Below are 20,848 nucleotides of genomic sequence, written 5' to 3'. Positions count from 1 at the left end.
GCAAGCTGTTCATGCGCCGAGCCGTTATTAGTTGTTTGAAGGGCGAAAAGTTAAGGGCCTAGCCCTCATAACCCATACTACGCAAGGCTTCTTGTTGCTCCCGAACCGTTTCTGCGAGCATTCGATTTTCCAAAAGAATGTCACGGAATTTTAAGCCTTCACGAATGTTGTCGAGGAGTTGCTCGTCATCCCAAGGTTTGGGGATAAAGCGAAATGCACCGGCCTTGTTAATGGCCGACATGACCGTTTCGATGTCGATCACCCCGGTCAGCACAATGCGAATAGTATCCGGCTGCAGCTCGCGCAGTTCCTGAAGCAGCTCCAAACCGTTCATTTCCGGCATCATATAGTCGGTGATGACCGCATCGAAAACCGTGGTGCGTGCCCGGCGCAGGGCTTCGTGGGGGCTCTGATAGGTCTCGACATCCCAGTCGGTGTAGGTATTGATGGTGCGTTTCAAGGCTTTGAGGATGTACTCCTCATCATCCACGATCATGACCTGATACATGATGAATCTCTCATTCACAGCGTGATATTACGCTGGCGTCCTGTCGGCGACTGCGTGCGCTCAGCAACATTGCGTCCTGCCCTATGTGTCGACAGGACAGGGACGGGAGTATTAGGTTTTACGATACCCCCCGCTCCGGGGGGTGACAATTAGAGCGGGTAACGATAAGGGCCCGCTCATGCGACCCGGATAGCCGTTTGTCAGGCAGGCAAGAAAATGATCAAAATCACAGCGTAAACGTGAAAAAAACCAACTAGGGAAGGGGGCGTGGCTGATCAATGTGCGGGTCTTTCCCGTGGAAATGTATACCGCTTTTTTATAACCTTATCGGCAGGGTTGGGATAAGGCTGTACCGTTGAAGATTCTGATTGTTGATGATCATCCGTTATTTGCTGATGCGTTAAGCATTACGCTCAAGAATGCCTATGCTGAGGCAATGATTACTACCTGCGAGCAGCCAAAATGGTTGCTGGATAATCGTCAATTCTTACCGTTGTATGATCTGGTAATTCTTGACCAGACGATGCCGCATCTTGATGGTCTGACCCTGTGGAGCCTGATCGGTCGCCTGGTGGGAGGGGCGAAGGTGCTGGTGTGCTCTGGCTCTGCCACGGAAGCCACCGTGCGCCGTGCGGTGCAGCTGAAGGTGAATGGTTTCGTGGACAAGAGTGAGTCCGTGGAACAGATCCTCTTTGCCATCCGGGAGATCATGGCCGGCCGCAGCTACTTTTCTGAATCCTTCCGCTTGATGGCCGGGGCTGCCCCGGAAGAAGCGCTCACCCTCACCCGTCAGCAGTTGGCCATTCTGACCATGCTCCAGGAAGGTCATGGTAACAAGGAAATCGCCCGCCAGCTGTTCGTCAGCGTGAACACCATCAAGACCCACTTGCGACTACTCTACGAAAAACTGGACGTGCCTAACCGCACCGCCTGTATCGAAAAAGCCCGCCAGATAGGCCTGCTTTAGCTTTTCTTGGAGGACATCATTTCCTCCAGTTTTGCGGTTAGCGTATCCGCTGCTACCGGTTTGAACAGCACATCAATGTCCTCCGGCAAGGACTGAATGAATTGCGGATCGGTATTGCCGGTGATGATCAGGGCGGGAATTGGCTGGCGGAACAATGCGGTTACCGCGGCGATGACCGAGCCCGCATTAGTATGCGGTCCTATCTGATCATCGGTAATGACCACTGAAGGTGGCGCGCCTCGCTTTTTCAATGCCTGCATGGCTGGCTCCAGCGAGTGGTGGGCAGTTACTGTTGCGCCCAGGTTGCCCAGCAGGCTGCTCAGGGCTTCTGTAACCCTTTTGTCATCATCTATCAATAGCACGGTCAGTGTTTCAAACAGTGGCAGCGCATTGACCACGTTGTGAGCGGGCTGTGTCTGGCTGGAGGCCGCCGCCGGTAACGTCAACGTGAAGGTGGTGCCTTCGCCCTTGCGTGACTGCATATTGAACGGAATGTCGCACAGTGCAGCCAGTCGGCTGACGATGGCGAGGCCCAGCCCTAGTCCGTTCTGGATCGAACGTTGGTCGTTGTCTATCTGCATGAATTCGTCGAACACCTCGAACTGATAGATTTCGTCAATCCCGATGCCGGTGTCTGCGATGTCCAGCAACAATTGATTGTCCTGCTGCCGGGCGGCAATACGAATATGCCCGCGCTCGGTGTATTTGAGGGCATTATTGACCAGGTTGCGGACAATGCGAGCGAGCATGACCCCATCGGCGAACACATGCTGGCCGGCTAGATTTTTGGTGACCACAGCCAGTTGCTTTGCGTTTGCCTGTGGTCGAATTTCATCAAGGATGGGCTGCAAGGTGTCCAGTAGGCTGATAATGCGTTTGCGGGGTTTTAGTCGCCTGGACTGCAAGCGCGACAGCATGAGCAAGTGCCCCAGCAGTTCATTGCAGGAGCCAATGGCGGTATCCAGCTTGTCGACGATATCGGGTTGTGGGTCGGCATTGTTTTTCAGCATGGCGGCATACAGGGTGGCCGCCTGCAGCGGTTGCCTCAGGTCGTGGCTAGCGGCGGCCAGAAACCGGGTTTTGCTTTCACTGGCCTTGCGGGCACGTTCTTTGGCCTGTTCTGCTTCAATTCGCAGGGCGATAGTGCTGATCTGTGTGCGGTGAACATAAAGACTAAACACGATCATGGAAATCAGGTTGGCCAACGGAATGATTTTGATGATCCCTGGCGCTTGCGGTACGTAAATCAGAATAAAGGCCAGCCAGGCGAGATAAACCGGTGTTATGAAACTGATAAAAATATCCGGATACACACCCATGGATACAGACGGGATCGAGGTGGCCACCGAGAGGATAACCAGACAGGTCAGCAGGGTTACCGGCGTGGCCCCTTGCAGGAAGAGATAAGGGAAACTTGACCACAGTATCGCCCAGATCACGGCAAGGTAGAGGTTTAGCCGATGCCATTTCCGGGTTTTAGGCGCTTCGTGTTCCCGATGGGCGTTGTAAAACCGGATGAGGAAAAAAGATTGTGCTGCGACACAAAGCAGCACGGTATACCAGCCGATAAAGGGCGGCTCTGTACGCAGCTTCAGAAAAAATAATGGCAGTGCCGCTGCAATAAAAAACGACAGCACCATGCGTGACCCCACCTCTTCCATGAACAGGTTGTGGCGCTCCTGAAGGATGCGTTCGCGGTTTTCCGTCACCGCACGACGAAGGGTTTCTGGCATGGCTGGCGGGTTTGTAAAATGACTGGCACCCAGTCTAGCCCGATTATTACGGCATGTAAGCGCCCTCGGGTGAAATTCACCCATCAGGGTGAAGAAGCCAAATTCCTCCCGGTGCTCTAATAAACGCCTCTCTGGGATGAGTAACCAATCGGGGTAAGCGCAATGATCAACAAGCAACTCACTCAACTGGCTGCCGCCATCGGCATGGCCACCATGATGACCGCCTGTGGCGGCGATTCTTCCAGCTCTGGCGGCGGTGGCACCACCGTGGCAGAAGGGGGCAATGGCTTTGTGGTATTTCCTGCGGCTGAAAGCGCTGGCGCGATCGCCGTTCGCAGCGCCACGCCACGGGCGGCAGCGCTGACGGAATACCTTTACAAAACGGACGGTACCTCTGCCGGGACCAGCAAGATCGTTGATGACAATAACAACGGTTTTGAAGTAGGCCGTTTCGGCGGTGGTTACATGGCGGAGCTGGACGGCACGTTCTACTATGCGGGCAAGGATAGCAGCGGTGATGTGGAGTTGTGGGCCACCGACGGCACCGGCGCGGGCACCGAGCGTGTGGCGGACATCTACGCCAACGGCAGTGCCCAGCCGCACAATATGGTACCGGCAGCAGGCAAATTGTTTATGAATGCTGTGGTGGATCAGTTTGGCCGCGAGCTGGTGGTTTTCGACCCCGTTTCTAATGACACAGTAGTGCTGTCGACAAATATTAACGGCAGCCCGACCAGCAATACGGCGCCTGAGTCGCTGACTCCAGTGGATGGCGGCCTGTTCTTCTTTGATCAGGATGCCGGCGATGTCTACTTCACCGATGGTACGGCGGCAGGAACCGCGAAGATCGCCACCAATAACGACACCATCACCGGTGGCTCTCTGACGAAATACCCGCAACTGATTGGCGATGATGATTGGCTGGGTTATAACGGCAAGCTGCTGTTTACCGGGCGTTTCAACGCCACCGATGCAGAAACCCGCCTTTACGAGCTGGATCAAGATGGCAATATCGAGGAAGTAGCCTTTGATGATGGTGGCAGCACGGTACGGCTCGATATCACCGAGAATGTGGTGGCCAGCAACGGCAAGGTGTATTTCGTTGCGGATAAGGGAACCAGCACCTCAGACCTGAATATCTTCGAGTATGACGGCAGCACGGTGACCAACCTGACCGCCAGCGAAGCCAATAAGCCTTATTACGAAGATCTGGTCGGCACGTCACTGGGTGTGTTGATGTACGTGGAGCAAGCCGGGCTAACCCCGTATCTTCTGCGCATCGATAATACCAGTGGCTCTGCAGAAATTGATCCGGCAGTGCGTAGCACGGGAGATTATTCCTTCTCTGATGTTGAAGCCTGGACCATGGTGGAGGCTAACGGTACGGTGTTCTTTGCGGCTGATACCGAGGGCGCCGGTGGCAGTGATTTCGGTAACGAACTGTGGAAAACCGATGGCACCTCCCAGGGAACGGAGCTGGTCAAGGATATCAATGATACAGCGGCGGGCGCAGACTCGGAGCCTTTCCCGCTGACGTTCACGTATCAGGTGCCGCCCACCGTGAATGGCGAGCTGGGCAGCAAGTACCTGTTCGTTGCGGATAATGGCAGTGACGGTTATGAGCCTTGGGTATCCGATGGCTCGGCAGCGGGCACGGTTATCCTGAAGGATATCAGCACCGGAGGGGGTAGCAGCGTGATCGACTGATTCAGGTTGTGAGCAATAGCAAAGCGGGCCTCTGGCCCGCTTTTTTTTGGGGAGCAGATTCTTGCTGGCAAGTGTGTTTTTTTACGGGTGATGCGTTTCGTTATTGCTATCAGGGTGTGAGGCAGACGCATCCCGTTGCCACACGGTGGCGAGAAGAGAGCCAGACAAATTATGCCAGACACTGAACAGGGCGCCCGGTAGCGCGGCCAGTGGGGTGAAATGTTTAATGGCCAATGCCACCCCCAGCCCGGAGTTCTGCATACCTACTTCAATGGCCAGGGTACGCGAGGTTTGCCGGTCCAGACGCAGTAGCCGGGCGACCCCATACCCACCCAGTAATCCCAGTCCGTTGTGCAGCGCTACCGCCACAAACACGGCCAGCCCGGCTTCCCCGATACGCCCCTGATTCAATGCCACGATAATGCCGATGACGGCCACAATGGCGGCCACGGACACCAGCGGGAAACAATCCCGTATTGGTGTGAGCTGGCGGTTGAAAAACGTATTCAAGGCGCAGCCTGCCACCACCGGGACGATGACGATTTGTACCAGCGACAGTAGCATGCCATTCACTGGCACCGGGATGCGCTCGCCCAAGTATAGCCAGGTCAGCAAGGGGGTGGCGATGATCGCTAGCAGGGTTGAAGCGAATGTGATGGCCACCGACAGCGCCACGTTGGCCCGTGCCAGATAGGCAATCACATTGGAGGCGGTGCCGCCGGGGCAGGCCCCGACCAAGATCAGGCCGACTAATAGTTCCTCGGGCAGTTGCAGTGCGATGCCAATGCCCCAGGCGATCAGTGGCATCAGGCTGTATTGCAGGGCAACGCCCAGGCCAATCACGCCGGGGCATTTCAGTACCCGCTGAAAATCCGCCCAGCTTAATGATAGCCCCATGCCGAACATAATCAGCATAAGCAGTGGCACGATGGCGTCCTTGCCGGCCACTAGCCACTGTGGCTGCCAATAGGCCAGCAGAGAAAACAGCAAGGCCCAGAGTGGGAATAGTTGGGCGAGGCGGTTGAGCATGAAGATCGCCTGTTCGTTGGGAAAGCGGCCAGTGTAAGCTGTCAGACGAAATGACGCACAGGAGTAATCTGTGAAAGCGGTGATTCAAGAAGAGGATTCAGGCTGTGGTATAGCGGCTGTGGCCGCCTTGGCAGGTGTTAGCTATGGGGAGGCGAAGCGGCGGGCAAATGCTTTGGGGATTTATGCTCAGGACCCCGGTTTGTGGTCAGACACGGGTTATGTCTGCCGGTTATTAGAGGAATACGGGTTACATGCGTCTCCGCAAGAACAGCCATTTCAGGATTGGGCGGCCCTTCCTGATCGAGCCTTGTTGGCGATCAAGTGGCACCGGGAAAACGGCACACCCTTTTGGCATTGGGTGGTGTTTGTCCGCGACGGTGGGGACGCCTATGTACTGGATTCCAAAAAAGCCCTGAAACAACACTGCCGCCGGGATTTTTGTCGCATAAAACCCAAATGGTTTATCCCCGTCCGTTCCGGGTAACCGTCATAATAACCGGTGTCATCTGGTGGGTTTCCGTTGTACTCAACGCAACGATGGGGTGGGCAATTTTTACTGTAAAAGGGGTATCGCTGGCGCGATATCAGCGATAAGTGATCACGCCACCAGCGACGCTTCTACGGCACAGAAGGGATTGATGACTAAACCGTCAAATAACGCTTGATCAGCGTCTCATCCAGTTCGCCCATGTCCCCCTCTGCTACTTTACTGCCCCGGTCGATAATGGCGAAGCGATCGGCGGTGGCGCGGGCGAAGTGAAGCTTCTGTTCTACCAGTAGCACGGTGAGCCCTTCTTGTTGGTTTAGAGTTTTGATCACCCGGCCAATCATGTCGACAATGTTGGGTTGAATACCTTCTGTGGGTTCATCCAGAATGAGCAGTGTTGGGTCCAGTGCTAGGGCGCGACCGATCGCCAGCTGTTGTTGCTGTCCGCCGGACAAGTCGCCACCGCGACGATGGCGCATTTCGTGCAGCACCGGGAAGAGTTCGTAAATACGCTCTGGAATTTTCTTGCTGCGATCCGGTCGGGCCTGTAAGCCGGTTTCCAGGTTTTCTTCCACGCTTAGCAGAGGGAAAATTTCCCGCCCCTGAGGGACATAGCCAATGCCCGCTCGGGCCCGCTCTTCGGCGGCTAGCGTAGTAAAATCGGTACCATTGAATTCAATGCTGCCACTTTTAACCGGCAATAAGCCCATAATCGTTTTCAGCAGGGTTGTTTTACCCACGCCGTTGCGGCCCATGACACACAGGCATTCGCCTTTCTTCAGGTCGAGGTCTATATCCCAGAGGGTGTGGGATTGGCCGTAGTATTGGTTAACCTTGTTCAGTTGTAACACGGTGATTCTCCGAATAGAGCAGCAAGCAAGCTATAAGCTGCAACGCGGGAAGGAGCGGTTATAGCCGGCCAGACTTCTCGCCGTGCATAGGGAAAAAGTCTAAAAAACCGGCAATCAAAAAATATTCCTGTCTCTGTCTAATGTGGCAGTGTGTAGCTGCGAATTTATTCGCCCAAATACACTTCAATCACTTTCGGATCGTTCTGTACTTGCTCCATGGTGCCTTCGGCCAGCACACTGCCCTGGTGAAGTACCGTGACGGTGCTGGCGATGGAACGAATAAACTCCATGTCATGCTCGACGACAACGACGGAATGTTTGCCGGCAAGGCTTTTCAGCAACTCTCCGGTGCGCTCGACTTCTTGGCGGGTCATGCCGGCGATGGGTTCGTCCACCAGTAGCAGCTGCGGTTTTTGCATCAGTACCATGCCGATTTCCAGCCATTGTTTCTGGCCATGAGACAGCAGCCCAGCCACCTTGTTGCGCTCGCCTAACAGCCCGACGGTGTATAGCGTTTCTTCAATCCAGTTTGTTTGCTCGCCGCTGAGCCGAGTGAAAAGAGAATGCCAGGGGCCCTTGGGGCTGTGCATGGCCAGCTCCAGGTTCTCGAAAGCGGTGTGTTCCGGGAACACGGTGGGCTTCTGGAATTTTCGGCCGATGCCGGCGGTGGCAATGTCCGTTTCACTCATGCGGGTGAGGTCCAGGGTCTGGCCGAAAAAACAGGTGCCGCTATCCGGACGGGTCTTGCCGGTGATCACATCCATCATGGTGGATTTACCGGCCCCGTTGGGGCCGATGATGCAGCGTAATTCGCCGGTTTTGATATACAGAGTCAAATCATTGATCGCTTTGAAACCATCAAAGCTGACGGTGATATCTTCCATGTAGAGAATATTTTTACTGGTACCAGAATCCAGTTGCCCTGGGAGCACTGGGCGGGTGCCTTGGCGCATGAAATCGAATACCTGATCACGGCGAAAAGTCTCGCGCAGGTTATCCAGTGCATTCATGACAGGTCTCCTTCTGCAGGTCTGGCGGAGCCGGATGGTTTGTTGTTTCGATTCAATCGCGCTTTTATTTTTTCCCAATTTTCCGATACCAAACCCACTAATCCATGGGGAAGGAATACGGTAACGGCTACAAACAGCCCCCCCAAGGCGAACAGCCAGGCTTCGGGCATGATGCCGGTGAATACGGTTTTACCGTAGTTCACCAAGATGGCGCCGATAACCGCCCCATATAGGGTGGCGCGACCGCCAACGGCCACCCATACCACCAGCTCGATGGAATTCAGTGGTGAGAACTCTCCAGGATTAATGATGCCCACCTGGGGCACATACAGCGCCCCGGCGATACCCGCGAGGATGGCGCTGAGGGTGAAAATCCACAGTTTGTAATGTTCAGTGCGGTAACCCACAAAGCGCGCTCGGGATTCTGCATCACGCACCGCCAGTACCACGCGGCCCAGTTTGCTGCCGGTGATCCAGCGGCATAGTACAAAGGCACCGGCCAGGGCTACGGCGGTGGCCATCAACAAGCCCACGCGAGTGGAATCCGATTGCAGGGAAAAGCCGAGCAAATCCTTGAAGTCGGTGAGCCCGTTGTTGCCGCCAAAACCCAACTCGTTACGGAAGAACGCCAGCATTAACGCATAGGTCAGCGCCTGGGTGATGATGGACAGGTAGACCCCTGTGACTCTAGAGCGGAACGCCAGCCAGCCGAATACGAATGCCAGCAGACCGGGCACTAGCAGAATCATCAATGCGGCAAACCAAAATTGGTCAAAACCCTGCCAATACCAGGGCAGCTCACTCCAGTTCAAAAAGACCATGAAGTCAGGGAGGTCCGGGTTGCCATAGACGCCGCGATCGCCGATCTGGCGCATCAGGTACATGCCCATGGCATAGCCTCCCAAGGCAAAGAAGGCGCCGTGGCCCAGGCTGAGAATACCGCAGTAGCCCCACACGAGATCCAGCGCCAGCGCCAGCAGCGCGTAACACAGGTATTTGCCAAGCAGCGTCACGGTGTAGGCGCTTACATGCAGGGCAGAGTCAGCTGGAAACAGCTGGTTGAGTATGGTCACCAGCAGGGTGGCACCAAACAGCACGCCCATAAAGGTTTTTGCTGCGCGGTCGCTGAAGGCGCTTTTGAATGTTGAATCTCGCATGTTATTCCTCCGCCGCCCGGCCACGTTGCGGGAACAGACCCCGCGGTTTGCGCTGTATAAACAGAATGATGAAGACCAGCACCACAATCTTGGCCAGTACCGCGCCGGCCATGGGTTCCAGTAATTTGTTGGCAATGCCGAGGCTGAAGGCCGCAGTGAGAGTGCCCCACAGATTGCCGACTCCGCCGAACACTACAACCATGAAGGAGTCGATGATGTAGCTCTGGCCCAGGTTTGGCCCCACGTTGGTTAGCTGTGCCAATGCGACGCCGGCCACTCCGGCGATGCCTGAGCCCAGCCCGAAGGTGAGAGCGTTGACCCGTTCACTGCGAATACCGAGGCTGCGGGCGGTGGCGCGATTTTGGCTGACCGCACGGACTTGCAGGCCCAGTCGGGTTTTCTTGAGCAAAGTGAGAAGGGCTAGAAAAACCGCCAAGGCAAAGAAGATAATGTACAGCCGGTTGTAGGTCAGCGAGAACACGGGGTTGATTTCCAATGCACCACTCATCCATTCCGGGGTAATTACGGTGCGGTTCAGTGGGGAGAAAATGACCCGTACTGCCTGTTGCAAAATGAGGCTGACCCCAAAGGTCGCTAGCAGGGTTTCCAGTGGTCGGCCATACAGAAAGCGAATGACAAAGCGTTCGATAAGTATGCCGACAAAGGCGGACACAAGAAAAGCAGCGGGAATGGCAATCAGCAGTGACCATTCGTGACTGGTGGGCAACAGTTGTTGCACTACATAGGTCGTGTAGGCGCCCAGCATGATCAGTTCGCCATGGGCCATGTTGATGACGCCCATCACCCCGAACGTAATGGCCAGGCCGATGGCGGCCAGTAACAATACCGAGCCCAGGCTCAGACCGAAGAACACGGTGTCGGCGGTTTGGAACCTTTCAATACGTGCTTCGATGCGGGCGATGGCTTTTTCCAGTGCCTTTTTTTCTGTTGGGTGTTGGGTTACACGCAGGCGCTCATTGAACGCATTCTTAACGTCTGGGTGCAGGTTGCCAGCGAGGGTGTCAATGGCGCTGAGTCGTGTACTCAAATCGTCACTGCGCAGGGCGGCAATATTCAGAGCGGTGTCAATTTGTACGGCAACACGAGGATCCGCTTCCTGGGCGCGGCGGCTTGCCAGCGCTGTTAGCATTTCCGGATCATCATTGCCGATCAGTTGGTTGGCGGCCCGATAGCGAACATCGCTGTCCGGGTCGTTCAGAGCAGCCAGTGCCAGCTGGTTATTGATCACGGTACGCAAGCGGTTGTTGATGATCACTGGCCGTGCAGCGCGGCTATCTACTTGGCCAATAAGCTGGGTGGTTTCTGGATCGCGTAGTTCCCATTGACCGTCTTTCTTGCTGCCTAAGACGATGCTGTTATCTTTTCGATTATGCACCAGTTCGCGATTCATCAAGGCGTTGAGTAGCGCAATAACACGGGGGTTGTCTTGGTTTGCCAGTTCACGAATAGCCGCTTCTTTTTCATCAAAGCTACGACTGGTCAACCGGTCAAGAATGTTTTGGAGGGTAGGGGTGGGTATGCCAGTGGCGCCCTCGCTGTTCTCCGTGATTGGCTGGGTTGGTGTTGTTTGTTCTTGCAGTGGCTCTTCTGCCCAGCTCACACTGACCTGCAGTGCTATTAGCAGCGCTATCAGTATTCGGCTAAATTTACGACCCATGACGGGCTCCTTACAGGGCGTCAAAATGAAAGCCAGATCAATACGTTGGAGGGCGCGCCTGTGAAAGGCGATGGCCACTGTTCTGGTGCTGGCTTCATGTGTTATGCGTAATGTTGGTCTAAGCGACGAGCACCCTGGGCGTTGCCCAGAGTGCTGTTGCGTGCAGCCTTACTCGGCAGAAGCACCGCCACAGGTGTTGGTCTTGGTGTTGTAGTTGCCGCAACGAGTCGGTGCGGTCCAGTCGGAGATCAGGTCTTTGGAGCCCGGCAGGAAATCAGACCAGGCATCACCTTGCACCAACCCTTCGGTTTCCCAGACAACGGCGAACTGACCGTCATCCTGAATTTCACCGATCAATACGGGCTTAGATAGGTGGTGGTTCTTGTTCATCACCGCTGTGCCGCCGGTCAGGTTGGGGGTCTTGATGCCGATCATGGCGTCAGCCACTTTATCGGTGTCGGTAGATTGAGCCTTTTCAACCGCCTTCACCCACATATTGAAGCCGATGTAGGTTGCTTCCATAGGGTCATTGGTCACGCGCTTGTCGTCACCGGTATAGGCGTGCCACTGGTCAATAAAAGCGTTGTTGGTATCGTTGTAGACGCTTTGGAAATAGTTCCAAGCAGCCAGATGGCCAACCAGCGGGCCGGTGTCGATGCCCGATAGCTCTTCTTCACCTACAGAGAAGGCCACCACGGGAATGTCTTCGGCGCTCACTCCTTGGTTGCCCAGCTCTTTATAGAAAGGCACATTGGCATCGCCGTTCACTGTGGAGACCACAGCGGTTTTTTTGCCTTGGCTACCGAAGGCTTTAATTTCGCTGACGATGCTCTGCCAGTCAGAATGTCCGAACGGGGTGTAGTTGATCATGATGTCCTTTTCGGACACGCCTTTGGACTTCAAGTAAGCTTCCAGAATCTTGTTAGTGGTGCGCGGATAAACGTAATCGGTCCCGGCAAGAACGAAGCGTTCAACCTCCAGATCGTTGATCAGGTAATCCACCGCAGGGATCGCCTGCTGATTGGGTGCTGCACCGGTATAGAAGACATTCTTGGACGACTCTTCACCTTCATACTGGACCGGGTAGAACAACAACCCGTTCAGCTCTTCCACTACGGGCAATACGGACTTGCGCGATACCGATGTCCAGCAGCCAAAAATAACGTCCACGTTTTCTTGGGTGATCAGCTCACGGGTTTTTTCTGCAAACAGCGGCCAGTTCGAGGCGGGGTCAACCACAACGGGCTCAAGCTTTTTGCCCATGACTCCGCCCTTTTTATTCTGTTCTTCGATCATCATCAGAACGGTGTCTTTCAGTGTGGATTCACTGATAGCCATCGTGCCGGACAGAGAGTGCAGCACCCCGACCTTGATGGTGTCGGCGGCCATAACGACACCGCTATAGGCAATGGCGCTGGAGGCGATAACCCCGGCAGCTACTTTCTTCATGGATTGTGAAAAACTCATGGTATTTCTCCTTGCTTCTCAGTCGCGTTTAAATGGGCGTTTGTATTGCCGTGAACCCTCCTTCCTACTCCTGTTGGCTCACTGGCTTGTTGTTTCCCTCTAATACGTTAACCATCACTCTTGTTGATAGAGCTTGCGGGTAACTCAGCGCGTACGCTGGCCTCGTGCAGCATGTGTACGGTGATTTTTCTGACTTCGTTACGTGATTCTTCAATGTGGGCACACAGCAGAATTTGTGCTTGCTCCACCTGGCGGTGCAGGATGGCTTCCAGCACTGCCTGGTGTTCGTTATAAGTGGCCTCCACTCGGGAGGGGCTGGTGAAATCCAGGCGCCGTATAATGCGTAGCCGCTCGGTGAGATCATGATGAATGCGTGCCATTTGATTGTTGCCGGTGCTTTCCACCAGTCGTTCGTGAAAATGTTCATCCATGCCGCTGACCACAGGGCCATCGGATAATCTTTGTGCCTTTTCTACACACCATTGGCTAACCAGATTATCCAGTTTGCTTAGTTCACCGCCGTGTTCGCATAGCTTGCGTACAGCGGCGCATTCGAGAACGGTGCGCACGTCGTATAATTCTTCGAAATATTTGAAGTCGAAGGGCTTGACCTGCCAACCGCTGCGATAGAGCACATCTACAAAGGTTTCCCGTTGTAATCGGAACAGGGCTTCGCGCACGGGGGTGCGTGATACACCCATCCGTTCGGCCACTTCGTTTTCACTGAAGCGGTCGCCGGGCATTAGCCGAAAATCAAACATGTCCTGCTTTAATTGCAGATAAATTCGTTCAGCCAGACGTTCGGTTTTTTTTCCCGCTCGCGTATTCATCTTTGATTCCTCAGGCCATCGCGGCGGTGTTGATGGCGATCACTGGATCGCGGGCGTTAATGATGGCTCCAGGCAGGCAATGCAGAACAATAACGTTGCCGCTGATGTGTGCATTGATCAGATGGCTGTGGCGGTCGCTGCTAGCGGCGTTCTGTGCCGTGAGACCGAATTCACAACGCTGTTTTGCAGCGGTTAGCGCCCCCCAGCGCCACGGCTTCATCAGTGTGTTTCCTGAGCGTTTGTCGCCACTTGCGCGATGTAGTTTCTCCAGCCGCCCAGTGCGGTAATGTCGGTGGCGTCCCCAATGGCCCAGGGTTCACAGATAAAGCCTTTCACCCAGCGACCGTCGGTGGTTTCCAGACTACCGATGCCCAGTGGGGCGGGGATTAAGCCGACAAAACTGCCGAAGTGCTTCATCGGCATTCGCCACAGCTCGATGGGAATGCAGTCACCCCCGTCTTTTTCGCTACGAATCAGCCCGGGTTTGGGCGGCACAGTGTTGGCCAGGGCGTAGAGCCGATAACAGGGCGCCGTGTGGGTGGCTTCGAGCAACACGCCGTCGCGTTCGGTGAGCTGGGTATTGAGGGGCATGCCGGAAAGGTGTGCGCCAACCACGGCGACAGTCATTACATCGTCCTCATCATCATTGGCCGCATGGGTCTGCGGCTTGGCCAGCCGCTGTCCGGTAGCGCCGGCCTGCCAGGGCTGGGCCTGCTGCCAGCGCCGGCCGAAGTCGGCCAGGGCGTGGTCCTGCCAAGCGGGGCCAATTAGGGTGACACCGCCGGGCAAGCCGTCTTCACGGAAGCCGCCGGGCAATGCCAGGGCGCACAGGTCCAAGAGGTTGACGAAATTGGTCCAGGTGCCTAGCTGGCTGTTCAGGGTGATGGGGTTGGCTTGCACGGCGGCGCGGGTGTAGATGCCGGGCGTAGTGGGGAGCAACAATGCATCAACCTGGGCCATTAGTGCTTCGGACTGCCGTTTCAATTCAGCCAGCTGGTACTGGGCCCGGAAACTGTCCGCTGCTGTCAGGGCGGCGGCGGGGGCGAGAATGTCACGAATTACTGGCAGCAAGGTGTAGGGGCTTTTTTGCAACAAGGGTTCGGTGACAATGAAACGTTCCGCCACCCAGGGGCCCTGATAGAGTAAAGCGGCGGCATCCTGCAACACCGTGGTGTCGATAGTGATCAGGTTGGCAATCTCTCTGAGCTGGTCCAGCTGTCGCTCCCACAGCTGTTGGGCTTGGCTATCCTCGAACCAGGGAAGGTCTTTGGGGATGCCGAGAGTCGGGCGTTCGGGGAGTCCGGTGGTTAGCAATCGGGGAGCTGCGCGGCTGTAAGGATCTGCGCTGTCGAACTGGCTGATGAGTCGAAAGATCTCTTGGGCATCGTCCACGTTCAGGGCAAAGATGCTGACGCAATCAAGGGTCCGGCAGGCAGGAACAACACCGTGGGTGCTAATGGCACCGCGGGTGGGCTTGAGGCCCACCGTGTTGGTGAACGCTGCAGGTACTCGGCCGGAACCGGCGGTATCGGTGCCCAGTGAAAAGGGTACCAGGCCCAGGCTCACGGCCGTGGCGGAACCTGAACTGGAGCCACCACTGAGGTAATCCGGGTTGAATGGATTGGGTACTTCGCCATAGGGGGAACGAGTGCCAACCAGACCGGTGGCAAACTGATCCAGATTGGTCTTGCCTACGACGATGGCGCCGGCGTCGCGCAGTAGTCGTACCACGGTGGCGTCTTCCGTCGGGGTGTAGGCGAATGCCGGGCAGGCTGCTGTTGTGGGCATGCCCACAACATCAATGTTGTCTTTCACGGCAAAGGGAATGCCATAGAGTGGCAGCGATGGATCCGTTAGCGCTTGCGCCTGGGCCGTCAAGGAAGCCTCATCCAGGAGATGGATCCACAGGGCGCGCTCACTATCCTGCAGAGTGGTGGCCAGTTGTTTCATGGCCTGTACCGGGGTGAGTTCACCGCTGCGGTAGGCCATCTGCCATTGTTGAAGAGTCCAGCCAATCATTCGTTAGCACACCTGGTTGTACACAAGTTGGTATTCGTATTTGTGCAAAGGGGGTGCCAGCCATGAAAAATATTTAACGCTTTGTTTTTACAGTAATTAATAAGGTTAATGTTGAGTGAAGAGAGCTATGTCCAGACACTGGGTGCGCTAATCTGATGCAGCTGCGCGGTATCGGTGCAGCCCCGCAGTGCCTTCCCTGACGGCGGCTGTGGGATGTATCAGCGATGACGATGAAAAGGACAGTAAGACTCTATTTCCCTTCTTTGGGAGGCCTTGGCATCGTTGTTGAACCGATTCAAGGGCGTACAGCCCAGACCGGTTCGAGGTGGAGGGAAAAGAATGTCACAGCGTGCGTTGGTAGTGGAAGGCGGTGCCATGCGCGGTATTTTTGCTGCCGGGGTGTTGGATGCGTTTTTGGAAAAAAAACATCAGGATTTCGATTTCGCCGTGGGCGCGTCTGCCGGCTCGACCAATCTGATCGGCTATCTGGCAGGTAATCATGGCCGCAGCCGTCAAGTGATCACCGACCATGCCTGTCGACCGGACTTTATCAACTGGTCACGTTTTATGTCGGGTGGACATTTGTGTGATGTGCACTGGTTGTGGCACCAGTCTCGCATAGACGTGCCGTTGAATTTGGAGAGACATTGGCAGGGAAATACTTCTCTGTGGGTAGTGACTACCTCGATAGAAGACGGGGCGCCGCGTTATTTTCAGACCCAGCCGAGTAATTTAGATGAGGTAATCACCGCGTCCTGTTCTATTCCTTTTGCCTACCGAGACTTTCCCAAGGTGGCCGGCCACCCCATGACCGATGGCGGGCTAGCGGATTCCATTCCGGTGCGTTGGGCTTACGAACAGGGCGCGCGGGATATCACCGTGGTGTTGTCCCGCCCTCAGGGTTTCCGCAAACGCCCTAGTGCGTTGACGCCTTTATTAAAGCCTTGGGCTCGTGATATCCCCGCCTTTTATGAAGCCATGGCGAAACGTACAGATGTCTATAATAGAGCATTGGATTTTATTGACAGCCCGCCTGATGATTGTTGCCTCAATGTTATCGCCCCACCGATGCACTTCCCGGTGAATCGGTTGACCACCAATGTGGAAAAATTGCAGCAAGGATATCAGCAGGGGCATCGTGCGGGATTACAGTCGTTGGGGGTGGAGAAAGCAGTAGTGGGGTAATGTGCAAGCGCTTCACGCTGCAACAGGTTTTGCTTTCTACGTGGCGTAATCCTGCCAGGTCGAGCTAAAAGGTTTGGGCGTGGTGTTTTGTGAGCCAGGGCACTTCAAATAGTGTAGCGCCTAGCGCTCTTTCTCTTCGCAGTGCCAAACCCAGGCATCCAGCTCAATATGCTCAATACCGCGAAAATGATTCTCCATCATAAACTCGCGGCGGTCGCTGAGCATGGCGCGATTGCCGCCGGCTTTTTTGATGGCTCTGGTGAGCTTCTTGTTCACGTGGCGATCTATTCGCGCATCGCTGAACAACATGCCCCGCATTTTGCTGCCGGACGATACCGAAACCGCGCTTTTTTCTTCGCACTCCTGAGGGGCTTCGCGCAGTAGCCGTATTTTATCCGCCTGTGCTGCGAGGCAGGAGCCGAGTAGCAGAATCATCAGACAAAAACGCATGCTGTTTCCTGTTGTTATTATTGCGCTGCCATCTTGCAGGCCTGCCGGGCTTTGGCCACGTTTTCTTGTAAGTGGGCGGGGTTAATGGTGCCAGCAATGATACTGCTAACGCCGGCGATGCCAAGGATTTGGTCCAGACTTTCCTGTACCGGGTCATCAAGGGTGTCATTGAGGTGACCGCTGGCAAAGGCCTTCTTGATTAGGATGCCTTTTTGCCGGGCGGCGGCGTGCTCGATCACGGGGGCTTCGTCTTGCTGATGCAGGTTGTAGGTGACCATGGCCATGTCCGCGTGATTCAGGCTGGCGATGCCGCCAGCCACGGTTTTCGTGGACATGCCTGTGGCGCGGATCAGGCCGGCTTTTTTCAGGTCGTTGAGAGCGTCCAGAGTGCCCTTTTCGATGATTGCCAGGTCATTGCCGTCGGAGTGAATCAGCACGCAATCCAGATAGTCCGTGTTGAGCCGTTGCAGGCTACGTTCCACCGAGAAACGCACGTGTTCCGGTGAAAAATCAAAATGGCTGTCACCACTGTTGTTATCAAATTCTTCACCGACCTTGGTGACGATGACCCAGTCTTGGCGTTGGCTCATTAACTGACCGAGCCGCTGTTCACTGTGACCGTAGGCCGGCGCTGTGTCGATTAGGTTGATGCCCAGATCCTGTGCTTGAGCGAGTAGTTCTGTTACCGCACGATCATCGGGGATGGTGAAGCTGTTGGGGTACTTCACTCCCTTATCGCGGCCGATTTTCACTGTGCCCAAGCCCAGTGCACTGACGGTTAATCCTGTGTTGCCCAGTGTGCGCATGAAGGACATGATGCTTCCTTATTGGTGTCGCTGCAGGTCCGTTGCTAGCGGTGTGATGAGGAACGGTTGCAAGTTTTCGGTTCAGTAGCGACGCTGAAATTGTGTCCATTTAATGCTTGGGCGTCGTGCCCATGCCAGGTCAGTCTCGGGTTCGGGATGAAAAGGTTATTCATCCTTCTCCTTTCTCCCTTTGCGCTTTAACGTTCAACTGACATTTGCGCAGCACCAACGACGCCTTGCTACAGTAATCATTAAAAACAGCGATGCCAGTACGGTACGCCCATGGGCGCCCGGTGAAGGGCTGGCGGTATCGTTAATGGCTCGCCGGGTTGAAGGCCTGTTTCTTCCACCAGCGCCATTACCCGGTCGCCTAGATCCGGCGCCAGGGTGAGTTTAGTGGGCCAGGCGATGATCAGGTTTTGATCCCGGCGGGCGTAGGCGTTATCCGGCTTGACCAGCGCATGTTGTTTGGGTTCGGCGCGGGTCACATCTAGGGTGGCGAATTGAGCGTTGCTAAAATCTAGCCAAGGGAAAAGGTGCGATAATTCTTCCCGACCGGCATGTAGTTGTTCTTCATCGGTACGCTCTACCCCCCGCTCTGCCAAGTCGCCGCCCAGGTACCACACCACCTTGCCGTCCGGACAATCGTGGGTGGTCACAGTGAGCACGGGTTTGTTGCTGGTGCCAACGCAGTGGGCGTAAAGCCGATGGCCTTGGTCGTGTTTTACCAGCACCATTTTCAATGGCCGCAGCTGGCTGTGTTCCTGTTCCAAAAGGTGGGCGCGATGAGCGCCGTCAAGCAGAGCTGGGTTACCGTTGCCGGCGGCCAGCAGGGTCAGCCGTGGCTCAATGCGCTGGCCATTAATGGTGACGGCGCGCAGGCCGTCGTTATTCCATTCTAGAGTATCGCGCTGGGTATCGAACGCCAGTAGCCGGTCTCGGACCGGGGCACTAAGGGTGTCGATCAATGATTCAGTGTCGATCACTAGGTCGTCGAGTTTATAGACGTTGCCTTTGAAAGCCTTATTGGCCAGCGCGCTGGGGAAATGGTCACGCTTGAGTTTTTCGATTCGGCCACGGAGCATCTTGCTAGCGAAAAAGTTAGTCATCCGTGAGGCCACTGATCCGCTGGACCACATGTGTTGAGTATCGCTGAGCACTTTCAGGTTGCGCAGGTCTACCGAGTCGGTGCCGGCCATGGCGGCACGCCAGCGATCCGGCATCTGGGCAATCGCTTCGGATTCGTTGGACAGGTTGCCGCTTAAGGCATACTTGAGGCCGCCGTGGATAATCCCCTGGCTCGCGAGGGTCTGGTCGCCACCAAGGCTGGCGGATTCCAGCAGTAGGCATTGGTAGCCGGCGGCGTGGAGCCGGTTTATTAGCCACAGGCCGGCAATGCCGCCACCAAAGACCACAATGTCTGGGTGGATTGTGTCGGGTTTTAGGGTCGAGTCACTCATGGCTCACCATCGTTGAACTGTGCGGCTATGCTAGCATAAGCAAGGCCGCTGGCACGCGCATCGGCGCTGACACAGACAAGATGGATCATGTGTTTTGGGCTGTGCGCGTTGCCCGTGTATTGCCTCTACATTGAGATAAGAGCCCCTATGCGAACTATTTATTCCGCCCTTTGGTATTTGCTGCTTCCCGCTCTTTTTCTGCGCTTGTGGCTGAGAGGTAGAAAAGCACCGGCTTATCGTTTGCGGTGGAAGGAGCGCATGGCGTGGGGGTACCGGTCCGGGATCTTGAAAAAAAGCCTTTGGGTGCATGCGGTGTCGGTGGGGGAAACATTGGCGGCGGCGCCGTTAATTGAGCGGTTGCTGGAAGACTACCCTGATGTGCCTTTACTGGTCACCACCACTACGCCCACTGGCTCAGAGCGGGTGCAGGCGTTGTTCGGGGGCCGGGTGACTCACGTTTATTGTCCTTGGGAATTGCCCACGGCGTTGAACCGTTTTATGCGCGCCTTTGATCCGCAACTGGTAATCGTGCTGGAAACCGAGCTGTGGCCGAATCTGTGTGCGGCGGTAAAGCGCCATGGCGCTAAACTGATGCTAATGAATGGGCGATTGTCGGAAAAAAGTTATCAGGGTTACGGCAAGTTGCCGCGGTTGATTCGCCCAATGATGGCACGCTTTGACGCGCTGGCAGTGCAGACCCAAGTGGAAGCCGAGCGTTACATGGCGCTGGGGGCTTGGCCGGAACGGGTATATCCCATTGGCAGTGTGAAATTCGATATGACACTGGATGCAGCAGTGAAAGAGGCTGCGGCGGCACTGCGCTCGTCGTTCGGTAACCGGCCGGTGTGGATCGCTGCCAGCACCCATCCCGGAGAGGACGCTCTGGTTTTGGCTGCCCATATGATATTGCGTAAACACAAGCCTGAGGCGCTGTTAATCCTGGTTCCTCGACACCCGGAACGGTTTGCTGCAGTGGCCAATCAGGTCCGTGAGGCAGGGTTGTCGGTGGCTCGGCGCAGCCAGCAGGAGTCGGCCGCCGGCGTGGATGTGTACTTGGCCGATACCATGGGTGAGCTGTTGATGTTGTTTGGCACCTGCGATGTGGCTTTTGTGGGCGGCTCTCTGGTGCCGGTAGGTGGGCATAATTTGTTGGAGCCGGCGGCTTGGCAGAAGCCGGTGCTCACCGGGCCGCATTTACATAATTTTACTGCTATTGGGCAGTTGCTTGATGATGCTGGCGGGCTCAGTGTGGTGGAGGATGCGCAATCGTTGGGAGCGACCTTGCTGGCCTTGCTGGATGACCCGGCACAATGCGCTCGGCAAGGCAAAGCTGCTGCCGGCGTGGTGGAAGCTAATCGAGGGGCGCTGGAAAAAGGGCTGCGGTTGGTTGCCATGGAGCTGAATACTGGACTTGGCCCTTCGGGTTAATGCGATCTGCTGTTTAGGTTGTGTATCTGCGCATGAATTTTTAGTGTGAAGGGCTGAACATCAACCGTCGGATTTT

Annotated in this window: 19 protein-coding genes; 5 read left to right on the top strand and 14 right to left on the bottom strand. The window is 55.5% G+C overall.

Features of this window, described 5'->3' with window-relative positions; genetic code table 11:
* Positions 1 to 58 precede the first annotated feature (58 nt).
* Positions 59 to 508, bottom strand: a complete 450-nt coding sequence (locus AS19_RS12805) for a response regulator (RefSeq protein ID WP_035460043.1) — start codon at positions 506 to 508, stop codon at positions 59 to 61.
* A gap of 355 nt (positions 509 to 863) precedes the next feature.
* Between AS19_RS12805 and AS19_RS12800 the strand changes: the two genes are divergently transcribed.
* Positions 864 to 1,475, top strand: a complete 612-nt coding sequence (locus AS19_RS12800; RefSeq protein ID WP_011589790.1) for a response regulator — start codon at positions 864 to 866, stop codon at positions 1,473 to 1,475.
* Here AS19_RS12800 and AS19_RS12795 read toward each other — a convergent pair.
* Positions 1,472 to 3,208 (bottom strand): hybrid sensor histidine kinase/response regulator, encoded by a 1,737-nt coding sequence (locus AS19_RS12795; RefSeq protein WP_041705118.1) that lies wholly within the window; start codon positions 3,206 to 3,208, stop codon positions 1,472 to 1,474. The two genes, AS19_RS12800 and AS19_RS12795, sit on opposite strands and share 4 nt — an antisense overlap.
* A gap of 162 nt (positions 3,209 to 3,370) precedes the next feature.
* On the opposite strand from AS19_RS12795, the gene AS19_RS12790 reads away from it, so the two are divergent.
* Complete coding sequence (locus tag AS19_RS12790) at positions 3,371 to 4,915, top strand: hyalin (protein ID WP_011589788.1); 1,545 nt, start codon at positions 3,371 to 3,373, stop codon at positions 4,913 to 4,915.
* Positions 4,916 to 4,996: 81 nt separating this feature from the next.
* On the opposite strand, the gene AS19_RS12785 is transcribed toward AS19_RS12790, so the two are convergent.
* Positions 4,997 to 5,944: a bile acid:sodium symporter family protein gene (locus AS19_RS12785; protein ID WP_011589787.1), complete on the bottom strand. Its 948-nt coding sequence runs from the start codon at positions 5,942 to 5,944 to the stop codon at positions 4,997 to 4,999.
* A 70-nt stretch (positions 5,945 to 6,014) separates the two neighbouring features.
* Between AS19_RS12785 and AS19_RS12780 the strand changes: the two genes are divergently transcribed.
* Positions 6,015 to 6,428 (top strand): hypothetical protein, encoded by a 414-nt coding sequence (locus AS19_RS12780; RefSeq protein WP_011589786.1) that lies wholly within the window; start codon positions 6,015 to 6,017, stop codon positions 6,426 to 6,428.
* Between the two features lie 158 nt (positions 6,429 to 6,586).
* Here the strand turns inward: AS19_RS12780 and urtE are convergent, their stop codons facing one another.
* The 8 genes from urtE to atzF form a co-directional block, all read right to left on the bottom strand.
* Positions 6,587 to 7,282, bottom strand: coding sequence for an urea ABC transporter ATP-binding subunit UrtE (gene urtE / locus AS19_RS12775; RefSeq protein ID WP_011589785.1), 696 nt, complete (start codon positions 7,280 to 7,282; stop codon positions 6,587 to 6,589).
* Between the two features lie 164 nt (positions 7,283 to 7,446).
* The gene (urtD, locus tag AS19_RS12770) at positions 7,447 to 8,292 is read right to left on the bottom strand and encodes an urea ABC transporter ATP-binding protein UrtD (RefSeq protein WP_011589784.1); all 846 of its coding nucleotides are present in this window, start codon (positions 8,290 to 8,292) and stop codon (positions 7,447 to 7,449) included.
* Positions 8,289 to 9,449, bottom strand: a complete 1,161-nt coding sequence (gene urtC / locus AS19_RS12765; RefSeq protein WP_011589783.1) for an urea ABC transporter permease subunit UrtC — start codon at positions 9,447 to 9,449, stop codon at positions 8,289 to 8,291. Before urtC ends, urtD begins: the two co-directional genes overlap by 4 nt.
* 1 nt (position 9,450) lies before the next feature.
* Positions 9,451 to 11,127, bottom strand: a complete 1,677-nt coding sequence (gene urtB, locus AS19_RS12760) for an urea ABC transporter permease subunit UrtB (protein WP_011589782.1) — start codon at positions 11,125 to 11,127, stop codon at positions 9,451 to 9,453.
* A 168-nt stretch (positions 11,128 to 11,295) separates the two neighbouring features.
* Positions 11,296 to 12,594, bottom strand: coding sequence for an urea ABC transporter substrate-binding protein (gene urtA, locus AS19_RS12755; RefSeq protein WP_011589781.1), 1,299 nt, complete (start codon positions 12,592 to 12,594; stop codon positions 11,296 to 11,298).
* 107 nt (positions 12,595 to 12,701) lie between these two features.
* Positions 12,702 to 13,424 (bottom strand): GntR family transcriptional regulator, encoded by a 723-nt coding sequence (locus AS19_RS12750; RefSeq protein ID WP_046962175.1) that lies wholly within the window; start codon positions 13,422 to 13,424, stop codon positions 12,702 to 12,704.
* A 10-nt stretch (positions 13,425 to 13,434) separates the two neighbouring features.
* Entirely contained in the window at positions 13,435 to 13,644 is a 210-nt protein-coding gene (locus AS19_RS12745; RefSeq protein ID WP_011589779.1) for a hypothetical protein, read from the bottom strand.
* On the bottom strand, positions 13,644 to 15,443 hold the full coding sequence (atzF, locus tag AS19_RS12740; protein ID WP_011589778.1) for an allophanate hydrolase: 1,800 nt from the start codon (positions 15,441 to 15,443) through the stop codon (positions 13,644 to 13,646). The genes AS19_RS12745 and atzF overlap by 1 nt, the downstream gene beginning before the upstream one ends.
* Positions 15,444 to 15,782: 339 nt before the next feature.
* Here atzF and AS19_RS12735 point away from each other — a divergent pair, with 339 nt between their 5' ends.
* Entirely contained in the window at positions 15,783 to 16,628 is an 846-nt protein-coding gene (locus tag AS19_RS12735; RefSeq protein ID WP_011589777.1) for a patatin family protein, read from the top strand.
* Positions 16,629 to 16,748: 120 nt separating this feature from the next.
* On the opposite strand, the gene AS19_RS12730 is transcribed toward AS19_RS12735, so the two are convergent.
* From AS19_RS12730 to AS19_RS12720, 3 genes are all read right to left on the bottom strand, one after another.
* Positions 16,749 to 17,078 (bottom strand): hypothetical protein, encoded by a 330-nt coding sequence (locus AS19_RS12730; RefSeq protein WP_011589776.1) that lies wholly within the window; start codon positions 17,076 to 17,078, stop codon positions 16,749 to 16,751.
* A 17-nt stretch (positions 17,079 to 17,095) separates the two neighbouring features.
* On the bottom strand, positions 17,096 to 17,893 hold the full coding sequence (locus tag AS19_RS12725) for an aldo/keto reductase (RefSeq protein ID WP_046962174.1): 798 nt from the start codon (positions 17,891 to 17,893) through the stop codon (positions 17,096 to 17,098).
* Between the two features lie 242 nt (positions 17,894 to 18,135).
* Positions 18,136 to 19,344, bottom strand: coding sequence for an FAD-dependent oxidoreductase (locus AS19_RS12720; RefSeq protein ID WP_046962173.1), 1,209 nt, complete (start codon positions 19,342 to 19,344; stop codon positions 18,136 to 18,138).
* Between the two features lie 147 nt (positions 19,345 to 19,491).
* On the opposite strand from AS19_RS12720, the gene waaA reads away from it, so the two are divergent.
* Positions 19,492 to 20,772 carry a lipid IV(A) 3-deoxy-D-manno-octulosonic acid transferase gene (waaA, locus tag AS19_RS12715; RefSeq protein ID WP_046962172.1) on the top strand — a complete coding sequence of 427 codons (1,281 nt, stop codon included), beginning with the start codon at positions 19,492 to 19,494 and terminating at the stop codon, positions 20,770 to 20,772.
* Positions 20,773 to 20,848: the final 76 nt, after the last annotated feature.

Origin of the sequence: Alcanivorax sp. NBRC 101098 (assembly GCF_001010505.1) — a bacterium.
GTDB classification, from domain to species: domain Bacteria; phylum Pseudomonadota; class Gammaproteobacteria; order Pseudomonadales; family Alcanivoracaceae; genus Alcanivorax; species Alcanivorax borkumensis.
The sequence above is the reverse complement of the archived record's forward strand: the minus strand, read 5'-3'. Positions and strand labels throughout refer to the sequence as shown.

Coding starts and splice junctions, on each gene's coding strand:
- urtA (WP_011589781.1), bottom strand. CDS start 12,594: ATGAGTTTTTCACAATCCATGAAGAAAGTAGCTGCCGGGGTTATCGCC.
- waaA (WP_046962172.1), top strand. CDS start 19,492: ATGCGAACTATTTATTCCGCCCTTTGGTATTTGCTGCTTCCCGCTCTT.
- AS19_RS12750 (WP_046962175.1), bottom strand. CDS start 13,424: ATGAATACGCGAGCGGGAAAAAAAACCGAACGTCTGGCTGAACGAATT.
- AS19_RS12805 (WP_035460043.1), bottom strand. CDS start 508: ATGTATCAGGTCATGATCGTGGATGATGAGGAGTACATCCTCAAAGCC.
- urtD (WP_011589784.1), bottom strand. CDS start 8,292: ATGAATGCACTGGATAACCTGCGCGAGACTTTTCGCCGTGATCAGGTA.
- AS19_RS12785 (WP_011589787.1), bottom strand. CDS start 5,944: ATGCTCAACCGCCTCGCCCAACTATTCCCACTCTGGGCCTTGCTGTTT.
- AS19_RS12795 (WP_041705118.1), bottom strand. CDS start 3,208: ATGCCAGAAACCCTTCGTCGTGCGGTGACGGAAAACCGCGAACGCATC.
- AS19_RS12745 (WP_011589779.1), bottom strand. CDS start 13,644: ATGAAGCCGTGGCGCTGGGGGGCGCTAACCGCTGCAAAACAGCGTTGT.
- AS19_RS12730 (WP_011589776.1), bottom strand. CDS start 17,078: ATGCGTTTTTGTCTGATGATTCTGCTACTCGGCTCCTGCCTCGCAGCA.
- urtC (WP_011589783.1), bottom strand. CDS start 9,449: ATGCGAGATTCAACATTCAAAAGCGCCTTCAGCGACCGCGCAGCAAAA.
- AS19_RS12790 (WP_011589788.1), top strand. CDS start 3,371: ATGATCAACAAGCAACTCACTCAACTGGCTGCCGCCATCGGCATGGCC.
- atzF (WP_011589778.1), bottom strand. CDS start 15,443: ATGATTGGCTGGACTCTTCAACAATGGCAGATGGCCTACCGCAGCGGT.
- AS19_RS12720 (WP_046962173.1), bottom strand. CDS start 19,344: ATGAGTGACTCGACCCTAAAACCCGACACAATCCACCCAGACATTGTG.
- AS19_RS12735 (WP_011589777.1), top strand. CDS start 15,783: ATGTCACAGCGTGCGTTGGTAGTGGAAGGCGGTGCCATGCGCGGTATT.
- urtB (WP_011589782.1), bottom strand. CDS start 11,127: ATGGGTCGTAAATTTAGCCGAATACTGATAGCGCTGCTAATAGCACTG.
- AS19_RS12725 (WP_046962174.1), bottom strand. CDS start 17,893: ATGTCCTTCATGCGCACACTGGGCAACACAGGATTAACCGTCAGTGCA.